The 26,250-nt window shown below is 37.7% G+C and carries 22 protein-coding genes; 8 read left to right on the top strand and 14 right to left on the bottom strand.

Annotated features, from left to right (window positions below; all coding sequences use genetic code 11):
- Positions 1 to 4 precede the first annotated feature (4 nt).
- Together GKR92_12750 and GKR92_12755 are read left to right on the top strand one after the other, a co-directional pair.
- On the top strand, positions 5 to 1,219 hold the full coding sequence (locus GKR92_12750) for a hypothetical protein (protein ID QMU62518.1): 1,215 nt from the start codon (positions 5 to 7) through the stop codon (positions 1,217 to 1,219).
- Positions 1,220 to 1,242: 23 nt separating this feature from the next.
- Positions 1,243 to 1,827 carry a DUF4440 domain-containing protein gene (locus GKR92_12755; GenBank protein QMU62519.1) on the top strand — a complete coding sequence of 195 codons (585 nt, stop codon included), beginning with the start codon at positions 1,243 to 1,245 and terminating at the stop codon, positions 1,825 to 1,827.
- Positions 1,828 to 1,853: 26 nt separating this feature from the next.
- On the opposite strand, the gene GKR92_12760 is transcribed toward GKR92_12755, so the two are convergent.
- From GKR92_12760 to GKR92_12805, 10 genes are all read right to left on the bottom strand, one after another.
- Positions 1,854 to 2,705, bottom strand: coding sequence for a GNAT family N-acetyltransferase (locus GKR92_12760; protein ID QMU62520.1), 852 nt, complete (start codon positions 2,703 to 2,705; stop codon positions 1,854 to 1,856).
- A 109-nt stretch (positions 2,706 to 2,814) separates the two neighbouring features.
- Positions 2,815 to 3,279 (bottom strand): glycosyltransferase, encoded by a 465-nt coding sequence (locus tag GKR92_12765; protein ID QMU62521.1) that lies wholly within the window; start codon positions 3,277 to 3,279, stop codon positions 2,815 to 2,817.
- Positions 3,261 to 3,959, bottom strand: a complete 699-nt coding sequence (locus GKR92_12770) for a hypothetical protein (protein QMU62522.1) — start codon at positions 3,957 to 3,959, stop codon at positions 3,261 to 3,263. The genes GKR92_12765 and GKR92_12770 overlap by 19 nt, the downstream gene beginning before the upstream one ends.
- Positions 3,944 to 4,672: a methyltransferase domain-containing protein gene (locus tag GKR92_12775; protein QMU62523.1), complete on the bottom strand. Its 729-nt coding sequence runs from the start codon at positions 4,670 to 4,672 to the stop codon at positions 3,944 to 3,946. The genes GKR92_12770 and GKR92_12775 overlap by 16 nt, the downstream gene beginning before the upstream one ends.
- 23 nt (positions 4,673 to 4,695) lie before the next feature.
- The gene (locus GKR92_12780; GenBank protein ID QMU62524.1) at positions 4,696 to 5,556 is read right to left on the bottom strand and encodes a glycosyltransferase; all 861 of its coding nucleotides are present in this window, start codon (positions 5,554 to 5,556) and stop codon (positions 4,696 to 4,698) included.
- Positions 5,557 to 5,596: 40 nt separating this feature from the next.
- Positions 5,597 to 7,543, bottom strand: coding sequence for a hypothetical protein (locus GKR92_12785; GenBank protein QMU62525.1), 1,947 nt, complete (start codon positions 7,541 to 7,543; stop codon positions 5,597 to 5,599).
- 84 nt (positions 7,544 to 7,627) lie between these two features.
- Positions 7,628 to 9,607: a hypothetical protein gene (locus GKR92_12790; GenBank protein ID QMU62526.1), complete on the bottom strand. Its 1,980-nt coding sequence runs from the start codon at positions 9,605 to 9,607 to the stop codon at positions 7,628 to 7,630.
- Between the two features lie 124 nt (positions 9,608 to 9,731).
- Entirely contained in the window at positions 9,732 to 10,163 is a 432-nt protein-coding gene (locus GKR92_12795; GenBank protein ID QMU62527.1) for a prepilin-type N-terminal cleavage/methylation domain-containing protein, read from the bottom strand.
- A 319-nt stretch (positions 10,164 to 10,482) separates the two neighbouring features.
- The gene (locus GKR92_12800) at positions 10,483 to 11,850 is read right to left on the bottom strand and encodes a response regulator (protein ID QMU62528.1); all 1,368 of its coding nucleotides are present in this window, start codon (positions 11,848 to 11,850) and stop codon (positions 10,483 to 10,485) included.
- Entirely contained in the window at positions 11,847 to 13,469 is a 1,623-nt protein-coding gene (locus GKR92_12805) for a two-component sensor histidine kinase (protein ID QMU62529.1), read from the bottom strand. The genes GKR92_12800 and GKR92_12805 overlap by 4 nt, the downstream gene beginning before the upstream one ends.
- 124 nt (positions 13,470 to 13,593) lie before the next feature.
- Between GKR92_12805 and sucC the strand changes: the two genes are divergently transcribed.
- From sucC to GKR92_12820, 3 genes are read left to right on the top strand one after another with little or no spacing between them, the layout of a single operon-like run.
- Positions 13,594 to 14,784 (top strand): ADP-forming succinate--CoA ligase subunit beta, encoded by a 1,191-nt coding sequence (sucC, locus tag GKR92_12810; GenBank protein ID QMU62530.1) that lies wholly within the window; start codon positions 13,594 to 13,596, stop codon positions 14,782 to 14,784.
- 12 nt (positions 14,785 to 14,796) lie between these two features.
- Positions 14,797 to 15,669, top strand: coding sequence for a succinate--CoA ligase subunit alpha (sucD, locus tag GKR92_12815; GenBank protein ID QMU62531.1), 873 nt, complete (start codon positions 14,797 to 14,799; stop codon positions 15,667 to 15,669).
- 31 nt (positions 15,670 to 15,700) lie between these two features.
- Positions 15,701 to 17,329, top strand: coding sequence for an NAD+ synthase (locus GKR92_12820; protein ID QMU62805.1), 1,629 nt, complete (start codon positions 15,701 to 15,703; stop codon positions 17,327 to 17,329).
- 8 nt (positions 17,330 to 17,337) lie between these two features.
- Here GKR92_12820 and bamD read toward each other — a convergent pair whose 3' ends face one another.
- A complete protein-coding gene (bamD, locus tag GKR92_12825; GenBank protein QMU62532.1) occupies positions 17,338 to 18,234 on the bottom strand; it encodes an outer membrane protein assembly factor BamD in 897 nt (298 codons plus the stop codon).
- A 41-nt stretch (positions 18,235 to 18,275) separates the two neighbouring features.
- On the opposite strand from bamD, the gene rluD reads away from it, so the two are divergent.
- The 3 genes from rluD to clpB all read left to right on the top strand — a co-directional run bounded on the left by rluD (position 18,276) and on the right by clpB (position 23,243).
- On the top strand, positions 18,276 to 19,232 hold the full coding sequence (gene rluD, locus GKR92_12830) for a 23S rRNA pseudouridine(1911/1915/1917) synthase RluD (GenBank protein ID QMU62533.1): 957 nt from the start codon (positions 18,276 to 18,278) through the stop codon (positions 19,230 to 19,232).
- On the top strand, positions 19,222 to 19,962 hold the full coding sequence (pgeF, locus tag GKR92_12835) for a peptidoglycan editing factor PgeF (protein QMU62534.1): 741 nt from the start codon (positions 19,222 to 19,224) through the stop codon (positions 19,960 to 19,962). Before rluD ends, pgeF begins: the two co-directional genes overlap by 11 nt.
- A gap of 698 nt (positions 19,963 to 20,660) precedes the next feature.
- Positions 20,661 to 23,243: an ATP-dependent chaperone ClpB gene (gene clpB, locus GKR92_12840; protein ID QMU62535.1), complete on the top strand. Its 2,583-nt coding sequence runs from the start codon at positions 20,661 to 20,663 to the stop codon at positions 23,241 to 23,243.
- Between the two features lie 59 nt (positions 23,244 to 23,302).
- Here clpB and GKR92_12845 read toward each other — a convergent pair whose 3' ends face one another.
- The 3 genes from GKR92_12845 to GKR92_12855 form a co-directional block, all read right to left on the bottom strand.
- Positions 23,303 to 23,695, bottom strand: coding sequence for a hypothetical protein (locus GKR92_12845; protein ID QMU62536.1), 393 nt, complete (start codon positions 23,693 to 23,695; stop codon positions 23,303 to 23,305).
- Positions 23,696 to 23,807: 112 nt separating this feature from the next.
- The gene (locus GKR92_12850) at positions 23,808 to 24,653 is read right to left on the bottom strand and encodes an SDR family NAD(P)-dependent oxidoreductase (protein ID QMU62537.1); all 846 of its coding nucleotides are present in this window, start codon (positions 24,651 to 24,653) and stop codon (positions 23,808 to 23,810) included.
- Positions 24,654 to 24,774: 121 nt separating this feature from the next.
- Positions 24,775 to 26,124 (bottom strand): ABC transporter substrate-binding protein, encoded by a 1,350-nt coding sequence (locus GKR92_12855; protein ID QMU62538.1) that lies wholly within the window; start codon positions 26,122 to 26,124, stop codon positions 24,775 to 24,777.
- Positions 26,125 to 26,250 lie beyond the last annotated feature (126 nt).

Below are 26,250 nucleotides of genomic sequence, written 5' to 3' on the forward strand. Positions count from 1 at the left end.
AAGCATGACTGTAAGACAACCAAATATACCTTTTAGATTTAGAGTGCCAGGTGTAGTTCAGCCTAAATGGTCTTTTTCAGATTTGCACCGTTCTTGTTTTATAGATGAGTATGAGAGCAGTTTAAATAAAGAAATATGCAGACAATATGGTGTTAAATACTGTTTATTATTAAATGATGCAAGAAGTGGAATTTATTTTCTTGCAAAGAATTTTGGCTTGCAGGGGGAGTGGATTACTACATCATTCATGTATCAGCCACTATCAGAAATAATCAGAAATTTCTGCAGCGGCTTTGCGCTAGCTGATATTAATAAGAATTTTACTATAAATATAGAATCTACAAGGTCACTTATTGGCAGTAATACTGAAGTATTATTAGTAAACCATTTTTATGGGAAGTGCTCTGAAGTTAAAGCACTAAGATTATTAGCAGATGAGCATAAATTATTTTTAATCGAAAATTGTGTGCATGTGCCTGGAAATACAATTGTTGATAATAAACCTATTGGGTCATGGGGGGATGCAGCTATTGTTAGCTTTAAGGCAGATAAAGCTTTCGGTGGTATTGGAGGGGGCGCATTGATTACAAACAGGGAAGATGTATTTAATTCCATCAAAGAACATGTTAATAGGGAAAAGAAATATTTGCATACCCTAAAATATATTATATCTAATACGGTTGCATATAAATTAAGACCATGCACTGCAGTACTAATTCGGTTATATAATAATATTCAAAATCTTTCAAATGAAGTTGTACCTGAATGTAATGACCATATAATTAACGAGAGTCTATATAAATATAGCATAGGGTCTGCACAAGCTAAGGTAGCGCTGTTGTTATCTAATAAATTAGGTCACCTGAAAAATAATCAAATCGAGAAAGGTCGATGCTTATCTAAATTAATTAATGATGTAGAAGGTATTAGCTGCCCAGAAGATGTGGCAAAAGCTCCTCATACCTATACATATTTTCCTATTGTATTAAATTCTATTGATAGGATGGTGTTTGCAAATAAGCTATCTAAAAATGGTATTGAAACAAAATGGCGGTACCATGCACTACATTCTTTGCCGTTTAAAGATGTGAGATGGCATGATGTGAGCTGTACGAATCACGTTTTAAATCAAAATATATTACTACCGCTAGGAATTGAGACAAAACTTAAACATTTAAAGTACATTGCAAAGTGTGTTAGCGAGGCTATGCGTCAATAAAGGCTATGTGCTTCATTTATTAAATGGAGCATCCATATCATCTGAGGTTAATTATGTCTAAAAATATTCAATTTATAATTGTTATTCTTCTGCTTGTGGCTATCTCACTGTTTGGTTGTAATCAAAATGATCGTGCCTCATTGGAGACTAATTTAGATGAGCATCCACAAAAAGAGCTTGTGGATATCGTGCAGCTTCTAGAAGGTTATTGGAATAGCGGTCAAATAGAAGCCATGAAACCCTACTATGCAGTAGAAATTGTGCAAATGCCTCCAAACCAACCTCCTGTTATTGGTCGTTCGAAACTATTTAAGAGGTGGCAGTTATATCAACAGAACTTTATAGATTTGTGGGAGCCGTATGTAGAATCCGTATATGTTTCGGGTGATCTAGCAGTTGTTCGCGGTGGATTTGTGCAACGCAGCGCACCTAAAAAGGGAGGCTATGGTGTATTGATGGAGGCAAAGTCAATACAAGTGTTCGAGCGGAATCTAGAGGGGAATTGGCAGATGACACTAGATATATGGAATACATCTGCACCAAAAAAATCGTTCACCGAATCTGATAAATTAATGAGTTACCTAATGTCTGATGAAATGTTTGAGTAAGCCTTAAGTTACCTATATTAATGTACTTATCGATATTTAGAAATAAATTTATTTGCAACATGTATTGAAGAAGTAGCCATTTTAAACATGGAGCTGTGTAGAAGTGATAGATTGTGCTCAATTGTTATATTTGAACTAGTGGTGCCTCCCCATTTCTCTTTATATTTAACTAAATTTAGTTGATTATTTGGCGAGCACATTAAATTGAAAGATTTTGCATTATTGTTTTTCGCCCACATAATTGCATCGTATATTAACAAGTCATTAGGAAGTGATTTTCTAAAACTGTAATTGATTGCGCCATGTAAGTAATTTGCAACATCATTGCTAAGAGCAACAATTAAAAATGCAATAATTTCACCTTTATTCTTAATGCAAGTGATGCGTATTTCTTTGTTGTTTTTTGATGCAATTATAATTGACTTAAAATATTTTTCGTTATATCTAAGTGAGCCATCATTCTTTCTAATAGTGTTCTCGTACAATTTATAAATACTGGTGCAATGTTGAGGATCTATTACTTCATTAACATCTTCATTTTCGCGAGTGGCCTTTTTTATATCTCTTCGACAGTGCTTTGAGAGACAGTCAAATGTCCAACTGCCTAATTCAGGGATATAAGTTTCTGGGCAAGAAAGGTGCGACTCAGTAGAGATTGAAGTGGGAGAGCATATCCCTGAAGGAATGCGTAGAATATGGATTAGCCCGGGTGGTAAAAGAGCTTTTAAGGAATTAAATATATCATCATCTATTGTACTCCCTGTAATTGTCCCTCCTACTGGGAACCCTAAATAACCGATTTTAAAAATAGCTTTCGTAAATATTGTGATTGAAAAACCACTATTATGAGCTTCATCCCATATATATAGTCTTAGCATTAAATCCTTTTTCCAAAATCGAATGCCATTGGCTGTTATGAAAAAAGGATTTATTTAGAGAACATTTTTTGTCCCAAAAATCAGGAGGTTGCTTAAATAGAAGCATAAATTATTTTATGTTTTTTATATCGTTATAAAGCTGTTGTGCAATAGATTGAATATTGAATATTGATTTTGCAAGTTGAATGTCATTATTAAAGCTTTTCGGCGAAATTTGGATTGCTAGTTTAATTGCTGAAGAAATAGAGTCAGCAGAAATTGATGTACATAATAATCCAAGATTATTTTCTTCTAAAATCTCAGGAATGTCTCCAGCAGGGGTAGCTATTACAGGTTTATCAAGCTGTAGAGCATCAGATAAGATCACTGGGATGCTTTCCACGCGAGACGGTATAACTAAATAATCAGTCCAGGATATAAGTTTCGCTGCATTTTCTTTGTTCTGGTACCCAAGAATTTCTACAGGTCGATTGTTATCGATTAAAGTGGCGCATCGCTCATGTACTAATGATTCCATAGGCCCGCCTCCAGCAATAATTACTTTATTTATGCTTTTCAGTCTGTCGCTGATAATAAATGCAGCGCATCTAGTAGTAGGTCAATACCTTTGTTATGGTGCCAACGCCCTAAAAATGCAAATCTTGTGCCCGAATGTTCTTCATTCTTAGGTGGTATTTTGGGTAATACTCTAGTGCTTGGGAGAAATGTGCAATTCCTGTTGGTGATATTTGTAACGTCTTTTTTAAGAATATATCCATCGGCATAAATGTATTTAGCATTGCTAAGAATTTTATTTAATAAAAGCCTACCGAATATATTATTTTGGAATGACCAAATATCACTACCAAGTGCCCAGCATGAATATGACATGCCGCTATTTTGGAATGCTTTAAGAGCCCAAAACCCGCTCGGCAGCACCCACAATGCAAGTATATGGTCAACAGATTTGCGTTTTAATAATTTATTTAGTGCGCGCGATCCTGATCGAAGCGTTCTGACTATATGGAGCCAATGTGTTGGGTAGTAAAGTTTTAGTAACGATAAAGGAAGTTTCGGCACCTTAAATCGAAAAACATCTACATCATTTGTGTTTTCTTCGTTTTTTGAAATGCCAGGAGTTAGAACACTTACCTTTGTATGTTTACTTAATTCCATAGCAAAATCATATACAAATGAGCCGGCTGCAGCAGATCCTTCACCAATAGTTGGGTATGAGCTACTTATTAGAAGAATATGATTTACTTTTTTCTGCAAATTAACAAATACCCATATGGCATAAATGAGTTATCACTGAAGATTCTACCCAATAGTGATCCTACTATATTAATAAATAATACTAAGAAGGAAATGATTGGAATCATAATAATGAATAATTTCGTATAGCTGATTAGTTTCAAACTGATTTTGGCCAAACCAATATTTGTTAGCAAGGAAAATGTTTCTGAAATATTTCCTTGAGAATAAGCGGACTCAATTTCGAAGCCATGATTTATTAATAGTTGTGTTAGACCAAATATTGTCCAGCGGTGAAAGTCATAAGGTGCATCGTGAATCGGATACATGAATGGAACTTGTAAACATAGTGCGCCATTTGGCTTAAGTACTCTTTGAATTTCCTTAATGCATTTATCTGGGGTGTGCAGATGTTCTAATACATCGAGTAATGCAACATTATCAATAATAGAGTCAGCAATCGAAAGATTGTGTGCATCTCCGTAAATTGTTGGGGTGGTATGATACATTTCGTCTGCGGTAGTTGGATAATCTATACCAATATATTGACTGTCCTCATTGAGTAATTTTTCTAAATAATTGTCTGCGCATCCAATATCTAAAACCTTTCCACATAAAAAAGGTTTAATTCTCTCGAGCGTAAAATTTTGTTCTTTAAATACAAACCATTGAGGATGTAATGGTGTGGATGATATATGCTTGGCAATTCTTCGAATAAAACTATGCTTCACAATAAATAAAAATTTGTACGAGTAGTTTAAGGGTTGGTATCAACTTTAGAATATAACAGTGTAGTTATTTGTTCAGAAACTAGGCCAATAAGAAAAATTAGTATAGACGATATAAGTAGCAAGGCACTCATATTGGTGAATCTGTCCATTGTTATGAAAGTATACATGTAATAAAAAAAACCGATTAGAAATAATAAAAAACTGATTGGCGTGAAAATTTTAAGAGGTGAATAAAGAGTTCCTATTTTAAATATTATAATTAAAAATCGTATGCCATCTTTAAATATTCGTAAATGGCTTGTTCCAACTCTTTTTTCAGCATCGATTGGGATATATGTAACTGGGTAACCGTTCCTAAAAAAACTCATAGTTATAGTCGTTGGATAAGAGAATCCATTTGGCAATAAATATAAAAAGCTTTTAAATCTTTTTGCGTTAACGATTCTAAAACCAGATGTTAGGTCTCTAATTTTTTTGCCTACAATTACACTGGCAATATAATTAAAAATTTGATTGCCTAACCATCTTCGCTTGCCAGCTTGGGACTTGTGCGACCTCGCGCCAACTACCATATCATAACCTTCTTCTTTCTTGGCAATTAGTCTTAAAATGTCTTTGGGATCGTGTTGTCCATCAGCATCCATTGTGACAATTGTATCGCCTGTTGCAGCTCTAGCTCCAGCCTTAATCGCTGCGCCATTACCCATGCTATATGGGTGAGAAATTAATCTCATTTCATGCTTAATTACAACTGATTTGGTGTTATCAGTAGACCCGTCATCAACGATAATAATTTCCTCTTTAGGGAAAAAAGTTTTTAGTTTTGGAAGTAGTAGAGCTAAAGATTCAGCTTCATTTTTGGCTGGGATTATTATTGAAATGTCCATGTTTATTGCTTACCGTTTCAAATATTCTGGTAAAATTTAGTTAAAACTTGAGTTTTTCTTTTAGAATATTTGTATCAGTCGTGAATGAATTATAAATGTCATTTTTATCAATATATTCGATGTGATGTAATGCTTCATCATACTTCTCTATTTCTATTAGTAATGTAATTAGGTTGATCCTATATTGCAAGAAATCTGGTTTAATATCTACTGCGTCAACTAAGGCATTATAAGCGACAGTCTTATCACCAAGAAAACTACTGGCAAAGATAGCATATAGTGTTAACAGGTCTGATCTGCTTGTCTTTGGTGTTGGAATATTATTGTTTAATGCGGTAACGTATAAATTAAAAACTTGATCTAAAGTAAGTTTGCATGCTTTTTCGAGGCATCTGTTTATCTGTTTAAGGCTTTCGATAGTATTATGTGTTATTGGCTTTGTCTCAAGTTTTGTTAACATGCTTTCTAGCCATTCAGGTTTAATTTCTGCATCTATCGCGGTACTGAGCACTATTGCTGAAGATTCTCCTATTATTTTATTAGGTGAAATTCTAATAAATTCTTCAAATAGACTAAGTGCATACTCACTCTCCTCGATCAAGTTCTGTGCAGACAAGTTAGCATATATCCTGCCCAAATTATAAATGGCTCTGCCAGACTTAGGGTGGTGCACAGCTTCATAATAAGCATGTCTTGCTTCATTTCCCCAATGGTGTGCACGCAGAGTAGTTGTTATTGATATTGCGCATAGCCATATGCTAACAATTAAAGCGGTTGCTTTTATGTGGGATGACTTCCCGATATATAAGAATATAGATGTAATAATGCCGAAAATAACACCATAGCTTGCCAAATAATTACGATGTTCATATGCAAGTTCTAGTGGGAGTACTGTAGACTCTAATATATGTGAAGAGAAAAAAAATAAAATACCAAATGATAGGAATGTTTTTGTTTTTATACTTATTGTTGAGAAAATAATTAAAATGCTTATAAAGCTCATTGAAAATATAGTTGTTAAAGGGGAAAGTAATGATTTAGATATCGTGATGTCATCATGGAAAAGTCCTAGTTCTGAAATATTTGGCATTACAATCCATTTTAAGTAACTTGCTAACAAGCGAAATTCGGTTAGAACTCTTTCCGTTAGTGAAAACCCTCTATGTGAGTAGCCTGCCTCTAAGTAAGTTGGGTTGTTTATAATCCAGAGTATTGCGAAAAAAATTGGCACTAATGTAGCGGTTAAGAACAATCCTCGATAGATTTTAGGTGAAAGTTTTGTGTTAGACATAAAGCGAAAGAAGCAAAGTTCTATGCATAACAGATAAAATAAATTAAGAGCTCCATTCTCTTTTGAAAAAATTGCAATGAGAAAAAAAATTCCACTAAGAGTGAAAAAGTAGAAGTTATTTCTTTTTTCGAAAATCATTGACCGCCTTGCTAATACATAAAAGCATAATCCAACAACACTGAATAAAGCGGATAAGCTAGTCATTCGTTGAACAATATATAAGACTCCAGTAAGATTTATCGGCGATACTAACCATGCTATTGAAGTTATTAGCGGAATGTAAAAGCAGAAGTTTTGGCTTAATTTTTGTTGATGTATTTTTCTGTAGCTATCTAATAAAAGCCTAGATAAGAAAAATAAAAATACCCCAACTGTAATGTGAATTATAATATTTACGATTTTGTAACTTTTCGGATCTAATCCAAATGTGTAATAGTTAATTGCGAAAGACAGCATGCTTATTGGCCGCATTAAGGGGCCAGATTTAACGGAGTAGCTTGCTGATGTTAGGGAGTGATAGTCTAAGCTGTCTATGTGGAGTTTAGTATTATTAACAATATTTGGATAATCATCGTGGGTAAAGCTGCCGGATAGCCCTGGCAGATAAACTAGTGCGCAAAGACTTAAGCTAAGTATTAAAAGAATATATTTAAAGAAATTATTGTTTAGGCTAAGGGTTTTTTGAAATTTATACAAAATGATATTTTCTATTGGGTTTGATACTTTAATTGCGTCACGATATAAAGTATGTGAATGATATATTTAATTTTAAGATGAGCTTTATTTTGATAGTGCATTCTTTGCTTCAAGTGTTAATCTTGAAAGTTCTTCTTTAAAGGTCTTTATCTGTTTTTTGTGGTAGTTAAATGTATCATTATTTTCTATATAGATAAGCTCTGACTCAGCTCGATCGTAATTTTTTAGTATTAGTAAGAGGGTTATAAAATTCACTCTATACTGCAGTATATCGGGCGATATATTAATGGCATTTGTCATTGCGTCATGTGCTGTAGCAAGGTCCCCTAGTTTATTGGCAGAGAATTTGGCATACAGCGTTAATAAATCTGATTTGATTTTGGGTACAAATGGGGCTTGATTACTAAGGGCGGCATTATAAAACCCATGCACTTGTTGAACCGTAAGCGTGCATGTTGAAAGTATACAATTATTAATTTCATATAGTGCGCTAATGCTATTTTGAGTTAAAGGAAGTGTATTAAGTTTTTTAGTTACACTATCTATCCAAGAAGTTTTTGGTGTCTCTCCAATTAGACTGGAGAATAATATAGCAGAAGCTTCGCCTATAATTTCATGAGGCATGTATTGTGAGGATGCTTCAAATAAATCCAATGTTTTTTCTTTTTCATCAACGAGATCCGCTAGTGTCATATTCGCATAGGTTTTTGCGAGAGAAAAAACTGCTCTTGCAGAATTTGGATGATGCTCTGTTTCATATAAAGCCAATGAGGCATCATTTTGCCACTGAAATGCTCGTATACCGGTAGTTGTAGCTATTGCGCAAATCCATATACAACCTACTAGCAAGACTAGTTTCAATGTTGATTTTTTGTTGATTGTATAAATTAAGCTTGATGCAATACCAAATATAACAGCATAGCTAGCTAAATAATTCCTATGCTCATATACAAGCTCTAGTGGCAATATGGTTGATTCTAGAAGGTGGGAGGCTAAAAAAAATAGAATTGAAAAAGAGATTAGAGGTTTCTTTTTTATTATCACTATAGATGTGCAAAATATTAGCATTACTCCAATTACTGATAGTAGAGTTGAAATAGGTTCAGCAAGCGATTTAGATGAAATGATATAGTCGTGATAAAGGCCTAGTTCTGTAATGTTGGGCAAAAGTATCCATTTTAAATATAAAAAAAACATTCTTGTCTGGGTAAGCATTCTTTCTTCAAGTGTAAAGTTCCTATGATCGTATCCACTTAATATGTAGCCAGGCTCTTTTAATAGAAATATGAATGCTATTAAGATTGGGGTCAGAACTACTGCAAAAAACAACACTTTGAATGTGCTTGTTGAGATTATGCAGTTTGATATAAATTTAAAAAAACAAATCTCGATACAAATTATATAGAAGATATTTAATGCGCCAATTTCTTTACTGAAAATAGATAATAAAAAAAATATTGCACATAAAATAAAATAATGAACCTTTAACCTATTGTCGAAGATCATCGATTTTCTTGCTGCTACGTAACAGCATAGTCCTGCTATACTAAATAGTGCTGCTAAACTTGTCATGCGCTGTACGATATATAAAACACCGGTTAAATTAATTGGTGATACGAGCCATGCCAAAGCCACGAATAATGCAATGTAGAAGTGATCTATATTTAATGGATTTTTTCCATATATTTTCTCATAGAAATTTAATAGTAAGGTTGTTAAAAAGAATAATAAAAGACCGGTGATGATATGAATGAATAAGTTAACTACTTTGTAACTGTAGGGATTAAGTCCTGATAAGTAGTGGTTAATCGAAAAAGTAAACATGCTGATGGGACGTCTAAGCGGCCCTGATTTAGAAGAAAAGCTTGCAGTGATAAGCGAATCATAGCTTAGCGTATTGACATGTAATCTATCATTCGTAACAAGATTGGGAATATCATCGTGTACAAAATCACCTTTAAGTCCTGGAATATAAATTAAAATACTTACAGCAAGGGCCGCAATAAGTAGGGTAGTTTTAATGTAATTCTTTTGTAGGAAGAGCAACGTAAATGTTTGGGTCATTTTTACGTATTGGATACTAATTATGTGAATTAAGTCATGTGCTATCTTAGGGGGATACTATAATGCAAAAAAAAAGCGCCATGCAAATGCAGGGCGCTTTGATTTTTTTGCTAAACTGAACTTATTATCTGCAAGTAGCAGGTAGGTACTGTTCAGTTAGGTCGTCAGTCCCTGCACATGTCCACTCAATTGAACCAGCGTTTGAAGTGTCTGGTGTCAATGTGATAGTAGCAGTATTAACACCGCCGCCTAAAGTTGCATAAGTTACGGTAACTATACCACTAGCATCTACACCAACACTGTTGACGTTATTACCAGTAATAGAACTTGCTCCAGCAAGACCATAACTAGCATTAGTAGATTTCATTGAGCCTTCAGAACTGTAGGTTTCAGCAACGGCTAGTTTAGCAGCACTTGCTAGATTCAAGCCTTCAGTTACTTTAGCGCGAATGGTGTAATCCTGGTAAGCAGGAATAGCAATCGCAGCAAGAATACCGATGATCGCAACTACGATCATAAGTTCGATTAAGGTAAAACCTTGTTGTGTTTTTTTCATGGGAATCTCCTATCCTCATTAAAAATTAAAAATATTAAGTTGAACGTTAATTTCCAGCTGTCCTTGCCAGAAGTCTTTTAACGACTCCAACTCCGGAAATACTGGTGATTGCCCAAATTATAAGTAAGGGCAATCTTGCTTTAAATATATACAGATATCATGCCAATACAGTTTTGACTGAATAACTCTAATAAAAACAGTATGTTCGATTTAGGTCAGATTTAAAGCGTTTAAGAGATAAGCGGCATTTTATGACGTTTAGCCGGGGTTCAGTGTTCAAGAGTGACAATATTTGTCAGTTGAGCATAAATCTAGGTGTTTATTCTAACTCCAGCTTTTGTAAGCGATAGCGGAGTTGCCTGAAAGTGATGCCTAGTAGCTTGGCTGCAGCGGTTTTGTTCCAACGCGTTTGTTCTAGTGCGGCAACAATAGCTTTGCGCTCTTTTTGAATTAAATAGTCTTCCAGTTGGTCAACCGATAATGAAATTGAAGATTCTTCAGGGTCTTGTTGATCTGCTGACGGTGAGATTTTGACATCAGGTAAGTCTAGATCATTCGCTGCAATTTGATTTTCATCGCACAGTGTTGCTGCGCGCTCTAAAATATTCTCTAGTTCGCGTATATTGCCAGGGAAAGGATAGGTTTTGAGTTTTTCTATCGCATCATCTGAGAGACTATATATTTCGTTATTAATGCCCGATACTCTGCTCAACATGAAATTGGCTAGGATAGGTAAATCGGTGATGCGTTCTCGTAATGGTGGAATATTCAGTTCAATGACATTGATGCGGTAATATAAATCCTGTCGAAAATTTCCCACTTCAACTTCAGCACTTAAGTCTTTATGGGTCGCGCTCAGTAAGCGTATATCTACAGGTATTTCTTTTTGCCCACCAATAGGTTTAATGGCTTTTTCTTGAATAGCGCGCAACAGCTTAACTTGCATATGAATCGGTAATTCGGCTATTTCATCTAAGAATAAGGTTCCTCCGTGAGCAGCTTGAAACAAGCCTTCTTTATCACTTACTGCACCGGTGAAGCTTCCCTTAAGATGTCCAAAAAATTCACTTTCCATAAGTTCAGTAGGTATCGCGCCACAGTTTACAGGTACAAAGCTTGCATTTGCTCGCGGGCCTTGTTGATGTATCTGAGTTGCAACGAGTTCTTTGCCAACGCCTGATTCTCCGCGTAGATATACAGGTGCTTGACTGCGGGCTAATTTATCGATTTTTTGGCGTAACACTAACATTGCCTCAGATTCACCAAGAAGTTTTTGCGATGGTTTAACTCCGTTTTCTGTAGTTTTATCGATGGGGGTGCTAGCAACTTTTAATGCGCTATCCACGAGGCCGCGCAGCATGTTTAAATCAATGGGTTTTGAAACAAAATCAAATGCGCCAGCTTTTAAAGCTCTGATAGCTGCTTCCATACTGCCAAAAGCGGTGATCACGGCAACAGGAATGTGAGGGAATTGTTCTTGTATATGTTCGACTAACTCAATGCCGGTTCCATCAGGCAGTTTCATATCGGTAAGGCATAAGTCAAACTGCTCGTTTTCTAATAAAGATTTAGCCTCACGCACATTTGCAGCGGCACGTGAATCTAGATTCATGCGGCTGAGGGTGATTTCTAACAGTTCTCGAATATCAGGTTCGTCGTCAACGACTAATACGTTTTTCAAGACTATGATTCTCCATAATTTATGGGTGAAGGAAACTCAATTCTAAAGCAGCTGCCGCCTTCTGGGAGGTGAATATAACGTAAATTTCCTCCATTGTTCTTGCATAATTCGCGTGAAAGGTACAAACCAAGGCCCGTGCCTGTATCACTGGTTGTAAAGAATGGTTCAAATAACTGGGTTTGATGGTCCTCGCTGATTCCAGGACCATTGTCGATGATATCAAGATAAGGTGGAGACTCAGGATGATTACTGTTTGCCAATAATTGGATGCGAACATCATTACCCTGTACAACACCATATTTTTTTGCATTTTTACATAAATTCCATAATACCTGGTGCAAATTATTAGGATCCATCATAACGGTTCCATCTGTAGGAGTAATTTTTAATGATACCCAGTCATTATCTATATCATTTGTACGAATGAACTCCTCTATAAATTTTTGTAACCAAGTGCCTAGCTCTATTTTTTCAGGCTTTGATTTTTCTCGTCTTGATAAACGTAGAACATTATTGATAATGTTGTTTAATCGTATTGATTGATCTTGAATTATAGTAGCGAGACGTTTATCGGCCTTATGTAATTCAGATGATTCATCTAATAGCTGTGCTGCGTGGCTTATCGCGCCCAATGGGTTTCTAATCTCATGCGCAATGCTAGCGGTTAGTCTTCCTAATGAAGCAAGTTTGGTTTCCTGAATTTGTTTATCTACTTCAGTATTATCATTTAGATATATTACAGACCCTCGATCGTGCTTTCTTAACCCCACTGGTGCAATACGCACCTGTAAATCTGCTTGGTTTGAACGATTCAGTTTTCCTATGTGATTTCTAAAGGTGGGGTTTTCAGCTGCTTTATTCCAGGATTTATATAAATCATACAAAGGTACAGAAATATCTAAAAGTGTAGTTTGTTCACTAATCTCAGGTTGACCTAATAATTTCCAAGCAGCATGGTTATGCATTCGTATAGTACTGTCATCATCAAGCACCATAATTCCAGCTTCCATTCTATTGATTAAGTGTTCATTGAGTTTTGCTAAATTAGCTAAATCAACGCCGCGTTGTGCTGCAAGTTTTGCGCTTTCCGTTGCGCGATGCGCAAGAGTGATTGCCAGTAATGCGGTTGCGAATAATGCTGCTCCTAGTAATCCAGCTTGTGTGTAAGCTGTTTTTTCAAAATCTCCATGCAAGTTTGCATAAATCTCATGACTTAGAATCGCTAGTGTTGCTAGTGCTGCAAAAAGCAGTGCGGTTCTACCGGGTAATAACAGACTGCCACCTGCAACTACGGCGATCATAAGTGTGCCAAAGCCACTGGTTACCTCCCCATATAGATGCATTAGTGTAACGGTGATCGCGATATCAATTATGATGAAAAAATATACTTGGATCTTATATGGCAGCCACCTGAAATACGCGCATATGAGTGCGACAATTGCACATAACAAATAACATCCACTTACCCAGCTAAGTGAGTTAGGGTCTAGTGATGCTAGGAATCTGTTATGGTCTGCAAATAGGCTAAGGCCAAAAAAAATGACGGAGATAGTGAGGCGGTAAAGTGAAAATAGCCTTAAAGCTGACCATTGTTGAATGGTTTTTTCTTCAAAAAAATTGCTCATAATTGAATTAAGTAAAAATTAACCTAAATAAATTTACTTTGTTAAGTGGATGAGCATAACTCAGTTTAACTTGTATATGGAATTGAATTCATCAGTATAATGTAGCAATTCAACGGTAATAATTATGAACATACATGAGTACCAAGCCAAAATTCTATTTGGTGAAAATGGAATTCCTATCTTATCCTCGCGAGTAATAAAGCATGATGATGATGTTCAGACAATTTGTGAATCAATCAAAGATCAAGCCTGGATCGTGAAAGCGCAAGTTCATGCTGGTGGACGCGGTAAAGTGGGTGGTGTTGTCATTGTGAGAGATGCACGCCAACTGGAACCTACAGTCACAAGCATGCTAGGGAAAGTTTTAGTTACCAAGCAAACCGATGAGCAAGGACTGCCTGTGAGCGCTGTACTTTTGGAAGAGCTTACGAGTATCGAGCGAGAAATTTACCTAGCGATGCTGGTTGATAGAGGCTCTAGGCAGATTGCAATCATTGCTTCAGCTGAAGGCGGTATGGATATTGAACAAGTAGCAGAGCAAACGCCTGAGAAAATTTTCACACATTATATTCATCCCTCTGTTGGGCTACAACCAAATCAAATACGCGATATTGGTTATGCATTGCACCTAGGGAAAAGTCAGATAAAACAGTTACAAAAAATTCTACACAGTTTATTTGGATTGTTTATAGAACATGATTGCAGCCTTGTTGAGATTAATCCTCTAATTGTTAATGAAGAAGGCGATTTAATTGCCTTGGACGCAAAAATTAGTATTGATGATAACGCTCTTTACCGTCACCAAAAGTTACAGAGCTTTTATGATGCTTCGCAACAAAATCAAGCAGAAGCTACTGCAAAAAAACTGGGTTTAAATTACATAAAGCTAGATGGGAATATAGGTTGTATCGTTAATGGTGCCGGCTTAGCCATGGCGACCATGGATTTGGTTAAACATCACGGTGGCGAGCCAGCGAATTTCCTTGATGTAGGTGGCGGTACAACGCAAGAAAAAGTTGCCGAAGCATTTAAGCTTGTTTCTAGTGATAAGTCGGTTCAATCAATATTTGTAAATATTTTTGGCGGTATTGTGCGTTGTGACTTGATCGCGCAAGGAATATTGGATGCCCAGAAAGAATTGGATGAGAATGAAATATCTTTGAATACTCCAGTAGTTGTTTTGTTGCAAGGAACCAATGCAGAAGAAGGTAAAAAATTACTCGAAGAAAAATCATCTAATGTTATTCCTGTCGATAATCTTACCGAAGGTGCTCAGCAAGCTATTGCGCTTGCAACAAGTGCATCGGAAGCTTAAATATAAAAGAATGTGAGCATACTTGTAAATAAACATACCAAGGTGTTGTGTCAAGGGCTTACCGGTGCGCAAGGAAGCTTCCATACCAAACAAGCTGTTGACTATGGTACTCAGGTTGTAGCAGGAGTTACGCCAGGCAAGGGTGGCGCAATAGAATTAAATATACCAGTATACGACACAATCCGTTCAGCGCTTGCGGAACATGAAATCGATGCAAGCGTTATATATGTACCTGCAGCTTTTGCAGCGGACGCAATACTTGAAGCTATATTCGCTGAAATTAAACTAATTGTTTGTATAACCGAAGGTATAGCAGTTCTAGATATGGTAAAAGTTAATGCCGTGTTAAATGATAGTGATTCAATTTTAATTGGGCCAAACTGTCCAGGAATAATTACTCCCGGTGAGTGCAAAATAGGTATTATGCCTGGAGAAATACACAGGTCCGGCAACGTCGGCATTGTTTCTCGTTCAGGTACACTAACTTATGTTGCGGTTAATCAAACAACTCAACACGATTTGGGGCAGTCAACTTGTGTAGGTATAGGAGGTGATCCAATACATGGTTTGGATTTTATTGATTGCTTGCAAATGTTTGAAGAAGATAAAGACACTGATGGGATAATTATGGTGGGCGAGATTGGTGGAATTGCAGAAGAAGAGGCGGCAGACTATATTCAACAAAATGTATCTAAGCCAGTAGTTGCATATGTCGCTGGCGTTACGGCGCCAACTGGAAAACGTATGGGGCATGCGGGCGCAATCATAAGCGGCGGGAAAGGGACTGCTGAGAAAAAGTACCAAGCGCTAGAAAATGCTGGCGTAGTTACTGTGAGATCACCTGCTGAAATTGGTAAACGAATGAGTGAGCTTTTAAAGATATAGTTTAAATTTATTTATCGAAATGAAAATTACTATGGACAGTGTGTTAAAAATTTCATTAGCGCAAATTAATTTTTTGGTAGGTGATGTAGAAGGTAATGCGCAACTTATTATTGCAGCTGCTATACAGGCGCGTGACGAGAACTCAGCTGATATCATAGTTTTTTCAGAGTTATCCATTACAGGCTATCCACTAGAAGATCTTCTGTTTAGGCCGTCTTTGTTGGCGCGTGTGCAAACTGCAATTAATAAAATTCAAAAAGAAATTAAAAATATTTACATATTGCTTGGATCGCCAACCCAGGAAAAAGGTCAACTCTTTAATTCAGCATTGCTTGTTTATAACGGCGAGGTTATCGCTATCTACCATAAGCATCAATTGCCAAATTATGAAGTGTTTGATGAAAAACGTTACTTCAATCAAGGCAATGCTGCATGTGTGGTTAATATTAAAGGTGTGCAAGTTGGAATTACTATATGCGAAGACATATGGTACGAAGAGCCTATTAAAAAGAGCAAAGAAGCAGGGGCTGAGATAGTTATAAATCTTAATGCAAGTCCATATCAATTTAATAAGACCAAACAGCGTTTAGATATATTGCGGCAACGAATAACTGAGCAGAAAATCCCAATTATTTATATAAATCAAATTGGCGGACAAGATGAATTGGTATTTGATGGAGAATCTTTATGTTTAGATAAAGATGGTGAGGTTTGTTTGCAGGGTCCTGCGTTTGAGACTGGTATATTCAATGTGCAATATTCAAAAGCAAAGCAAGACTTAATTAAAAGTCAAAACATACATTCACAATTAGCTAAACACGCTTCTATATATCGAGCACTGGTTTTAGGTGTAAAAGATTATGTGATAAAAAATAAATTTAAAAATATTGTATTGGGTTTGTCAGGTGGAATCGATTCTGCTTTGACCCTCGCCATTGCGGTAGATGCCTTGGAGTCAGAAAATGTGCACGCAGTTATGATGCCATTTCGTTATACATCTGATATTAGTATTGAGGATGCGCGACAACTTGCTAATTCATTGAGTGTAAAGTTAGATGAGATTCCTATTGAGAGTTCATTCAACACCATAACAAAAAGTCTAGAGCAAGTGTTTGATGGATTGGAGACAGATGTTACCGAAGAGAATATTCAGTCTCGCATTCGGGGTGTGTTGTTGATGGCTATATCCAATAAGACTGGAAGCATGCTGCTGACAACAGGGAATAAAAGTGAAATGTCGGTAGGCTATGCAACCTTATATGGAGATATGGCAGGTGGCTTTGCGCCTCTTAAGGATGTGTCAAAAACATTAGTATACGAACTTGCTAACTATAGGAACAGTATAAAGCGTGTTATTCCAGAGCGTGTAATAACTCGTGCACCATCTGCTGAGCTAGCTCCAGATCAAGTCGATCAAGATAGTTTGCCCGCTTATGAAGTATTAGATCCTATACTTGAGAAATTTGTAGAGCAGGACTACACAGTAGAACAAATTATAGCGGAAGGTTGTGATGAAGAAGTTGTTAGTCGTGTGGTGAAGATGGTGTTACGTAACGAATACAAGCGGCGTCAAGCTCCGCCTGGTGTAAAAATAACTTCACGTGCCTACGGTAAGGATCGTCGTTATCCAATTACTTCTGGCTTTTTAAAAAATCGCTAGAGTTCGTTTTAATTACAATAATAGGTTCTTAAACGCAACTTTTCTAAAGCTTTCCCCCATAAACTTTCAGCACAACTTTTATTCGCAAATTTTTCGTCGATAACACCATCTTTCCCAGTTTGATAATTTTGTGCGTATACTCGATGTGTATCATAAGCTAGATCATTTAATTCAAGTGCCAGGTAGGCTTGCTCGAGTATATAAACTGCTTCTGGCATAATCTCAGCACCCTGGTAATTTTCCATTATGTATTTTGCGCGATTGGCAGAAGCCACATAGGCTCCACGTTGCATATAAAACTTGGCTACTTTTAGCTCATATTCTGCTAGTTCGTTTCGTAAATAGATCATCCGATACTTTGCGTCTTCGGCGTATTCACTATCAGGATATTTTTCTATAAGTAGTTTAAAGATATCAAATGCTTCACGTACGTAGGTTGGATCATTATTTGAGGGGTCGCGCTTAACTATAACGTGAATTAAACTTTTTCCTTTATCAAAAGTAGTTAGCCCTTTCATGTAGTACGCATAATCAATGCTTGGGTGCTGAGGATTTAATTTAATAAAGCGGTTAATTGTAGCGAGTGCACGATCAGGTTTGTTTGCCGCATGATATGCATATGCAAGTTCCAGCAACCCTTGTTGCGCATAGCGGCCAAACGGGTAACGGGTTTCTAATAGCTGGTATTGTTCAACAGCAACGTCAATTTCTCTATTTACTAGCGCTTTATTTGCAGCATTATAAATTTTAGCCGCAGATTCATCTGCAGCTATTTCTGAATCTTTTTCTTCGTCATCTTTACCAAATGGCCACAAAGATGAGCAGCCGCTGATAGATGCGATAAGTATTAGCATTAATAAGACCTGCCAAATGGATCTTTGAGGAGTAAATGTATAGTCTTTCATGTGTTTTGGATTATAACCATATTTTTACTACAAATCCGTACATGATAGTGAACGAAAAAGAAATCTTTACTGCCGTTATACCCAATGATTATGCGGGTTTACGATTAGACCTCGCATTGGCGAAAATGTATCCAGATTTTTCTCGTGCGCGCTTACAAAAATGGATAAAAAATGGTGATGCATTAATAAATGATCAAATAATGCGTCCTAAAGATATTGTGGCGGGTGGAGAGTCCGTGCTGCTTAATGTGAGTATTGTGGATGAAGTTTCTCTTGATCCTGAAGCTATAACGTTGAATATCGTATTTGAAGATGAATATCTAATGGTAATCAATAAACCTGCAGGGCTCATTGTTCATCCTGGTGCAGGTAATCCTTCGGGCACTATGGCAAATGCTTTGCTCCATCATATACCTGAATTACGTTCAGTCCCTAGGGTTGGTATTGTGCATCGTTTGGATAAAGATACGACAGGTTTATTAGTGGTCGCTAAAGATCTTAAGTCTCATACACATCTTGTAGATCAACTACAGCAAAGAACCGTTTCCAGAAAATATATTGCGCTGGTGTATGGTGAAATGATTTCAGGTGGAACAGTTGATGAACCTATTGGTAGGCATTCAGTCGACCGTAAACGTATGGCGGTAAAACCTTCGATGGGCAGGCCTGCGGTCACGCATTATCGTGTGCGAAAAAAATATAATGGTTTTACTTTGCTGGACGTGAAATTAGAAACCGGCAGAACCCATCAGATACGTGTACACATGTCACATATAAAGTTTCCAATTATTGGTGATCTTGTGTACGGAAGAAAAATGAACGCTGGTAAAAATAGTATGTTACAGCTGCTATCTAATTTTCCTCGCCAAGCATTGCATGCAGCAGAATTATCTTTTGTGCATCCTAAAAAACAATCAGAAGTATCTTTTTCGGCTCCCATACCTACAGATTTTCAAGAATTGATTGAAGTTTTAGAGAGTAATTTAGATGAATCTTGAATATATAATTCCCAATTGGCCAGTGCCGGGAAATATTCGTTGTATAACCACTACCCGGAAGGGGGGATGCAGTCAGCAAGAATATCGCTCGCTTAATATAGGTGATCATGTAAAAGATAATCAAGAAAGCGTTGTCAAAAACAGGCGGTTAATTAAACAAGACTTACAGCTTCCCAATGAACCAGTGTGGCTTGATCAAGTGCATGGGTCATCCATTTTGACTTTGGGGGATAAAGCGCCAGCTGATAAAACTGCAGATGCAGCATACACAAATGTGAGGGGTGTGGTTTGCGCAGTACTTACTGCAGATTGCTTGCCTGTCGCTTTTTGTGATCAAGCTGGTGAGCATATTGCAGTTGCTCATGCAGGGTGGCGCGGTTTGGTGAATGGCATTCTTGAAAACACCTTGCGAGCAATACCTGTAACTAATGAAAAAATATTGTGCTGGTTAGGGCCTGCGATAGGTCCAAAAGTGTTTGAAGTGGGTGAAGAGGTGGTTGAGCAGTTTATAACAATAAATGAAAAACACCGAAATGCATTTGTAGAAAAAAGTAATGGAAAATATTTGGCAAATATTTATCAGCTTGCGATGAATATATTAACTAAACACAATGTGAAAAATGTCTATGGTGATGAGTATTGCACCTATACTGAAAGTGATGCATTTTATTCGTATCGAAGAGATGGTGAAACAGGAAGAATGGCGACGCTGATTTGGAAAAATGAATAATCGCTTCGACCGCCATGGATGGTGGAAGTGCAGAAATTGCAGGAGCAAATTTCTGTCGGCCAATAGTGAGCACATGGAAGTGCGAATATGAGTCGCAACATGGAAGTTACATCAGTTTAAATTCTTTTTTCCAAAATGTCTGCTTATGGCCAATAGCAGACGTTTAGCGCTAATTAATTTAACCTGAAAAAAGCTACATAAAAAAGTATCAGCATTGCTATTGGCACTAGCTTTGTTATCCATAGACGCGATTCCCAAAAGATACTAAGTATCCCTTCAACAAATATTTGCAAAAAAATATAAGCTGGTGCGAATAGCAAGAAATGAAGTCATGAACTATCTGAAGCTGAATAAACATATAAATCTAACCAAAGCATTATTCCCAATAAAATAATAGTAAATGCCAGCGAAGAACACACTGCCCAAAGCGGTAATTTAAAATTATCTACTGTAGGTTTGCTCATTTATTTAATATTCGACAATGTCCGCTTTGGATCGATAGCGGACATTGTAAATTAAGTATTTAATCGGTTGCATCGTCCCTGATGGACATCATATTCGCATGTCCATATTCTTATTATAGAATTCTCCCATTCTGCCGATGACTAATTATATAAGAATTCCGTTGTCAGGCCTTGAAATACAGGTAATTGGCCTCATTTTTGATGACATAGCCAAATTACTATGGAGATTTCAATATGCGCATGGATAAACTAACCAATAATTTCCAGCTTGCTTTGCAAGAGGCGCAGTCTATGGCGGTAGGCAAAGATCATCAGTTCATTGAGCCTGCGCATATGATGGCAGCGATGCTGAATCAAGAAAATAGTGCGGTGGCTAACTTGTATCTACGTGCCGGTGCAGATGTAAATGCAATTAAACAAAAAACTCAAGATATTATTGAACGTTTGCCAAGGGTTTCGGGAACAGCGGGTGAGGTGCATATATCCAACACGCTAAGCAATTTATTAAATGTTACCGATAAGATATCCCAGAAAAGTGGGGATAATTACATTGCATCAGAAATGTTTGCTGTTGCAGCATTAGAAGATAAGGGTGAGTTAGGGAGTTTACTTAACCAGTCTGGTATCCATAAAAAGCAATTAATGACAGCGCTAGAAAGAATGAGAGCGGGTGAAAATGTGATTGATCCTAATGCAGAAGAAACTAGGCAAGCATTGGATAAATATACAATTGATTTAACCGAGCGTGCCGAACAAGGCAAGCTTGATCCTGTCATTGGTCGTGATGATGAAATTCGTCGAGCCATACAAGTTTTGCAACGCCGCACTAAAAATAATCCAGTATTGATAGGTGAGCCGGGTGTAGGTAAAACTGCAATTGTGGAAGGTCTTGCCTTGCGCATTGTAAACGGCGAAGTTCCTGAAGGAGTTAAAAACAAAAAACTCCTGTCTTTGGATTTAAGTGCATTAATAGCCGGTGCAAAATTCCGCGGAGAGTTTGAAGAGCGTTTGAAGGCTGTTTTAAATGAATTATCTAAGCAAGAAGGACAAATTATCTTATTCATAGATGAACTTCATACTATGGTGGGTGCAGGTAAAGCCGAGGGTGCAATGGATGCAGGAAATATGCTTAAGCCTGCATTAGCAAGAGGGGAGCTACACTGTTTAGGTGCTACTACCTTGGACGAATACCGGCAATATATTGAAAAAGATGCAGCATTAGAGCGTCGTTTCCAAAAAATCATTGTGGATGAGCCAAGCGTCGAAGATACCATAGCTATATTACGTGGCTTAAAAGAACGTTATGAAGTTCATCATGGTGTAGATATCACGGACCCTGCCATTGTAAGTGCTGCGACACTCTCACATCGTTATATTTCCGATCGACAATTGCCTGACAAAGCGATTGACCTTATTGATGAGGCCGCATCACGAATTCGCATGGAAATTGATTCTAAGCCTGAATCGATGGATAAGTTAGATCGCAAACTCATTCAGTTAAAAATTGAACGTGAAGCATTGAAAAAAGAATCTGACGATGCATCTAAAAAGCATTTATCAGAGCTTGAGGAAGAAATACAAAAACTTGAAAAAGAATATGCGGGCTTAGATGAAGTGTGGCGCTCAGAAAAAATTACATTACAAGGGGCGCAAGAAATAAAAGAAGCGCTTGAGCAAGCACGATTTGACCTAGATGCTGCGCATAGGGCAAGTGACTTAGCTAAAATGTCTGAACTGCAATATGGAAGAATTCCCGAACTGGAAAAACAGCTACATGCTGCAAGTGAAGTAAAAACTTCTGAAAATAAATTGCTACGTAATAAAGTAACTGATGCGGAAGTAGCAGAAATTGTCGCGCATTGGACCGGTATCCCTGTGTCAAAGATGTTGGCGGGAGAACGAGAAAAACTATTAGAAATGGAATCTGTATTAGGCAAAAGGGTAGTAGGTCAAGATGAAGCAGTTCAAGTGGTTTCAGATGCTGTGCGTAGATCTCGTGCAGGTATTTCAGACCCAAGAAGACCTAACGGCTCTTTCTTGTTTTTGGGCCCAACCGGTGTAGGTAAAACTGAACTTACCAAGGCGTTGACAGAGTTTTTATTTGATAGTGAAGAGGCGTTAATTCGTGTCGATATGTCTGAGTTTATGGAAAAACACTCTGTTGCGCGTTTGATTGGTGCGCCACCAGGATATGTGGGTTACGAAGAAGGTGGGTACTTGACCGAAGCCGTGCGTCGCAAACCTTATAGTGTGGTGTTGTTGGACGAAATTGAAAAAGCACACCCAGATGTATTTAATATTTTGCTTCAAGTATTAGACGACGGGCGTTTAACAGATGGACATGGGCGCACGGTAGATTTTAAAAATACAGTAATCATAATGACTTCAAATTTAGGCAGTGATTTGATTCAAGAGATGTCTACCGATAAAGATTATACAAAAATGAAGACAGCGGTTATGGAGGTTGTAGCGGCAAGGTTTAGACCTGAATTTATCAATCGCATAGACGATGCCATTGTGTTTCACCCTTTGTCACAACAACACATTCGTGCAATTACAGAAATTCAACTCCTACAATTGCAAGCTAGATTAAATGATCGCGATATTAAATTATCGTTTTCGGATGCTGCATTAGATAAGTTGTCTGAAGCAGGTTTTGATCCTGTGTATGGGGCGCGTCCTTTGAAACGGGCTATTCAAGAATTGGTTGAAAACCCACTTGCACATTCACTCTTGTCTGGTGAAATACAAACAGGTGGAATTGTAAATGTTGGGGTAAGTGGGGATATGTTAAGTTTTAATCATAAAGCTTCTTAAGCTGATTAGAAGTTATAAAGGAGCAATGGCTCATTGCTCCTTTCAGCCACATTGTTACATTAATGCCTTCGATTGATGCGTTGACCTTTTCGATCTAGACGTCTATCTATACGATCACCTTTGCGATTTAAACGATTGTCGATTCGGTCGCCTCTTCGGTCTAATCGATTATCGGCAATATTGCCTTTACGCTCTAGTCGGTTTGCTAAGCCATCTTTTCCTGCATCACGTGCACGATCTGCCTTTCTGTCAAATCTATTTTCAATGCGATCACCTTTACGATCTAAACGATTGTCAATACGGTCGCCTTTGCGGTCTAGATGACGTTCAATTCGATCACCCTTGCGATCTAGGTGGCGTTCTATCTTGTCCCCTTTGTCTGCACTTGCAATAGATGCGCTTGTAACTAGTAAAAAAGTAGCAGTCAATAATGTTAGGTTTTTAGTATTCATGTTATTTGCTCCAGTTGCATAATTCACACTGTATACAACGGGAGAGTAAGCAACTGGTTGACAGGACATTCTAAGAATGATGCTAAGAGGCTAAAATATTAATAATTATTAATTACTTACCTTTAACTTTCGAGGATCGTGAAAGTAGGATGTCAAGCATTCTTGTTGGGAATATTCTTTTTAAATATGCAAATAGGTAGGTTGGGAAAGTTACGTAATATCTGGGTTTAGGGTGTCGTCTTTGTAGTGCATGCAATACTTTTTTTGCAACTGCCTCTGGTTCAAGCGTAAACGGTACTGCAGGGCCTTCAGTTTCAAGTCGAGAAATCGTTGCATGATACGTTTTTTTGAATCGACTACGATTACTATCTATATTTTTTTTAAATAGTTTTAAGCTATTTTGGCGGAATTGACTTGTGATTGGGCCGGGTTCAACTAATGATACATAGATATTTGTACCCCTCAGTTCTAAACGTAATGCATCGCTAATTCCTTCCAATGCAAACTTTGAGGCAATGTATGCTCCGCGAAAGGGCATTGCAACAAACCCTAATACAGAACTAATTTGAATAATTCTTCCATGCCCTTGTTGATGCATGATAGGCAAAACCGAATTAGTTAGTTCGATTAAGCCAAATAAATTGGTTTCAAATTGTTCGCGTAATACTTTGCGACTCAGATCTTCTACTGCACCTGCTTGCCCAAAACCTGCATTGTTGATGAGTGCATATAGATTTCCATTTGTTTGTGTTAGTAATAATTCAACTGCAGCTTTGATAGATTCGGAGTCTGTTATATCTAGTTGCAAGCAGCGTAAGCCAAGTTGGGTAAGTTTCTTTACATCGGATGACTTTCTTGCCGAAGCAAAAACTTGAAATCCACTTTTTTCTAATGATTGTGCAAGATGTAAACCAATGCCTGTTGAGCACCCAGTAATCAGTACGGTCTTATCTTTCATGGCGAAAGTATAAATCTAAAAGCTTCAGCTTAAATATTTTAAGGTAAATTATTTTGAGCATAAAAAAAGCTGAGCTTCTTTCGAAGCCCAGCTTTTTATTTACTAATGTGTGATTTAGATCTTAAAGGTCGAAATCATCATCATTACTGTCTGCAGAACACGGACGAGCCGCAATCTTGTTGTCGGTTGCATATTGCTCTGCACCCGCATCAATGATCGCTTGTGATAGAGGTACGTCGCCCTCAATCCAATCCGATACGATGTTCCACTGACGTGCACCTGAATCCCATTGCTGGAATTTAGCAAGATGTCCGCCTACGTGGTCAAGACAAGATAAAGCAAGTTCTGGTACAAGACCCGTAGCGCCTAACTCTTCGATGCGATCCGCACCCAATTGTAGGTTCTCAAAGCCCCAACGTGCTTCAGATGAAGTCAACGCGCGGTTGCCAAAACGTGCTTGGGCAATACGTAGCGCTTCTGTGTGTACTACACCCGCTAGTACGCCAAGGTTCCAATATACTGAGCCTAAACGTGACTTGTCTTGTAAGTCGCCGTTTCCGCCGCCGTATACGGTCTTGATGATTTGTTGTACCACATCAAAGTCGGTACCCGCTGGGTGAGTGGTAATAGCTTGGTAGCCATCCGCTGCTTTACCCGCTGGGATTACGTCTTCGTCAGAGTTAGACCAGATGTTGCCGATTAATCGGCTTACTGGGTAACCGGTACGTACCGCAGTTTGCATCGCAACTGGGTTCATAACACCCCAGCCTCTTAGCAATACATAGTCAGGCTTTAATTTACGAATGTTCAACCATTGTGATTGTTGCTCGTTACCTGGATGAGGTACTTCTAGAGGGTGGTGGGTGCAACCGTGCTTCTCACACATGCTGTCCATGAAGTCGATCGCTTCACGACCGTATGGAGAGCCGTGGTACAACATGGCAATCTTCTTGCCTTTAAGGTTGTCACGTCCGCCTTCTAGTACGTCACCAATGAAGTGCACCATAATGGAGTGCTCGTCATAGGTGTTGATACCTGGCATAAAGTAGTACGGGAAGATGTCGCCGCGTTGGCCGGCTGTCTTACCGTGGTTTACCGCGATGATTGGCATCTTGTCTTTACGACCGGTTTCAATCAATGCAGTAGATATACCTACTGATAGTGGGTCAAAGAATACCGCACCACCTTCACGATCTTTCAATCGCTTGTAGCACTCTACTCCGCGCTCTACTGAATATTCAGTTTCGCACTCTGACCAAATAAGCTTTACGCCGTTTACACCGCCGTCTCGCTCATTTAATAAATTGTAGTAGTCTAAGATCCCACCAAAGTACCCTGTTCCACCTGCCGCATATGGTCCTACACGGTAGCTTGGAATCGGTACGTACATGGTGTCTTCCGCTAACACTGCTGTGCTAACGCTTAGCATCGATCCTAATGCTACCATTAACGTTAATAGTCTTATCTTCATGTGTACTCCTCCTATCCTTCAAGTACTTGAGGTTATATATAAACCACAAGTCTTAAAACATGGGTTGGTTTGATTTGTGAAAATAAATTTCACATTTAGTTTAGTTGTAAAAAAATAACTTTTCTT

The organism is Gammaproteobacteria bacterium (assembly GCA_014075255.1).
Lineage (GTDB): Bacteria > Pseudomonadota > Gammaproteobacteria > UBA4575 > UBA4575 > JABDMD01.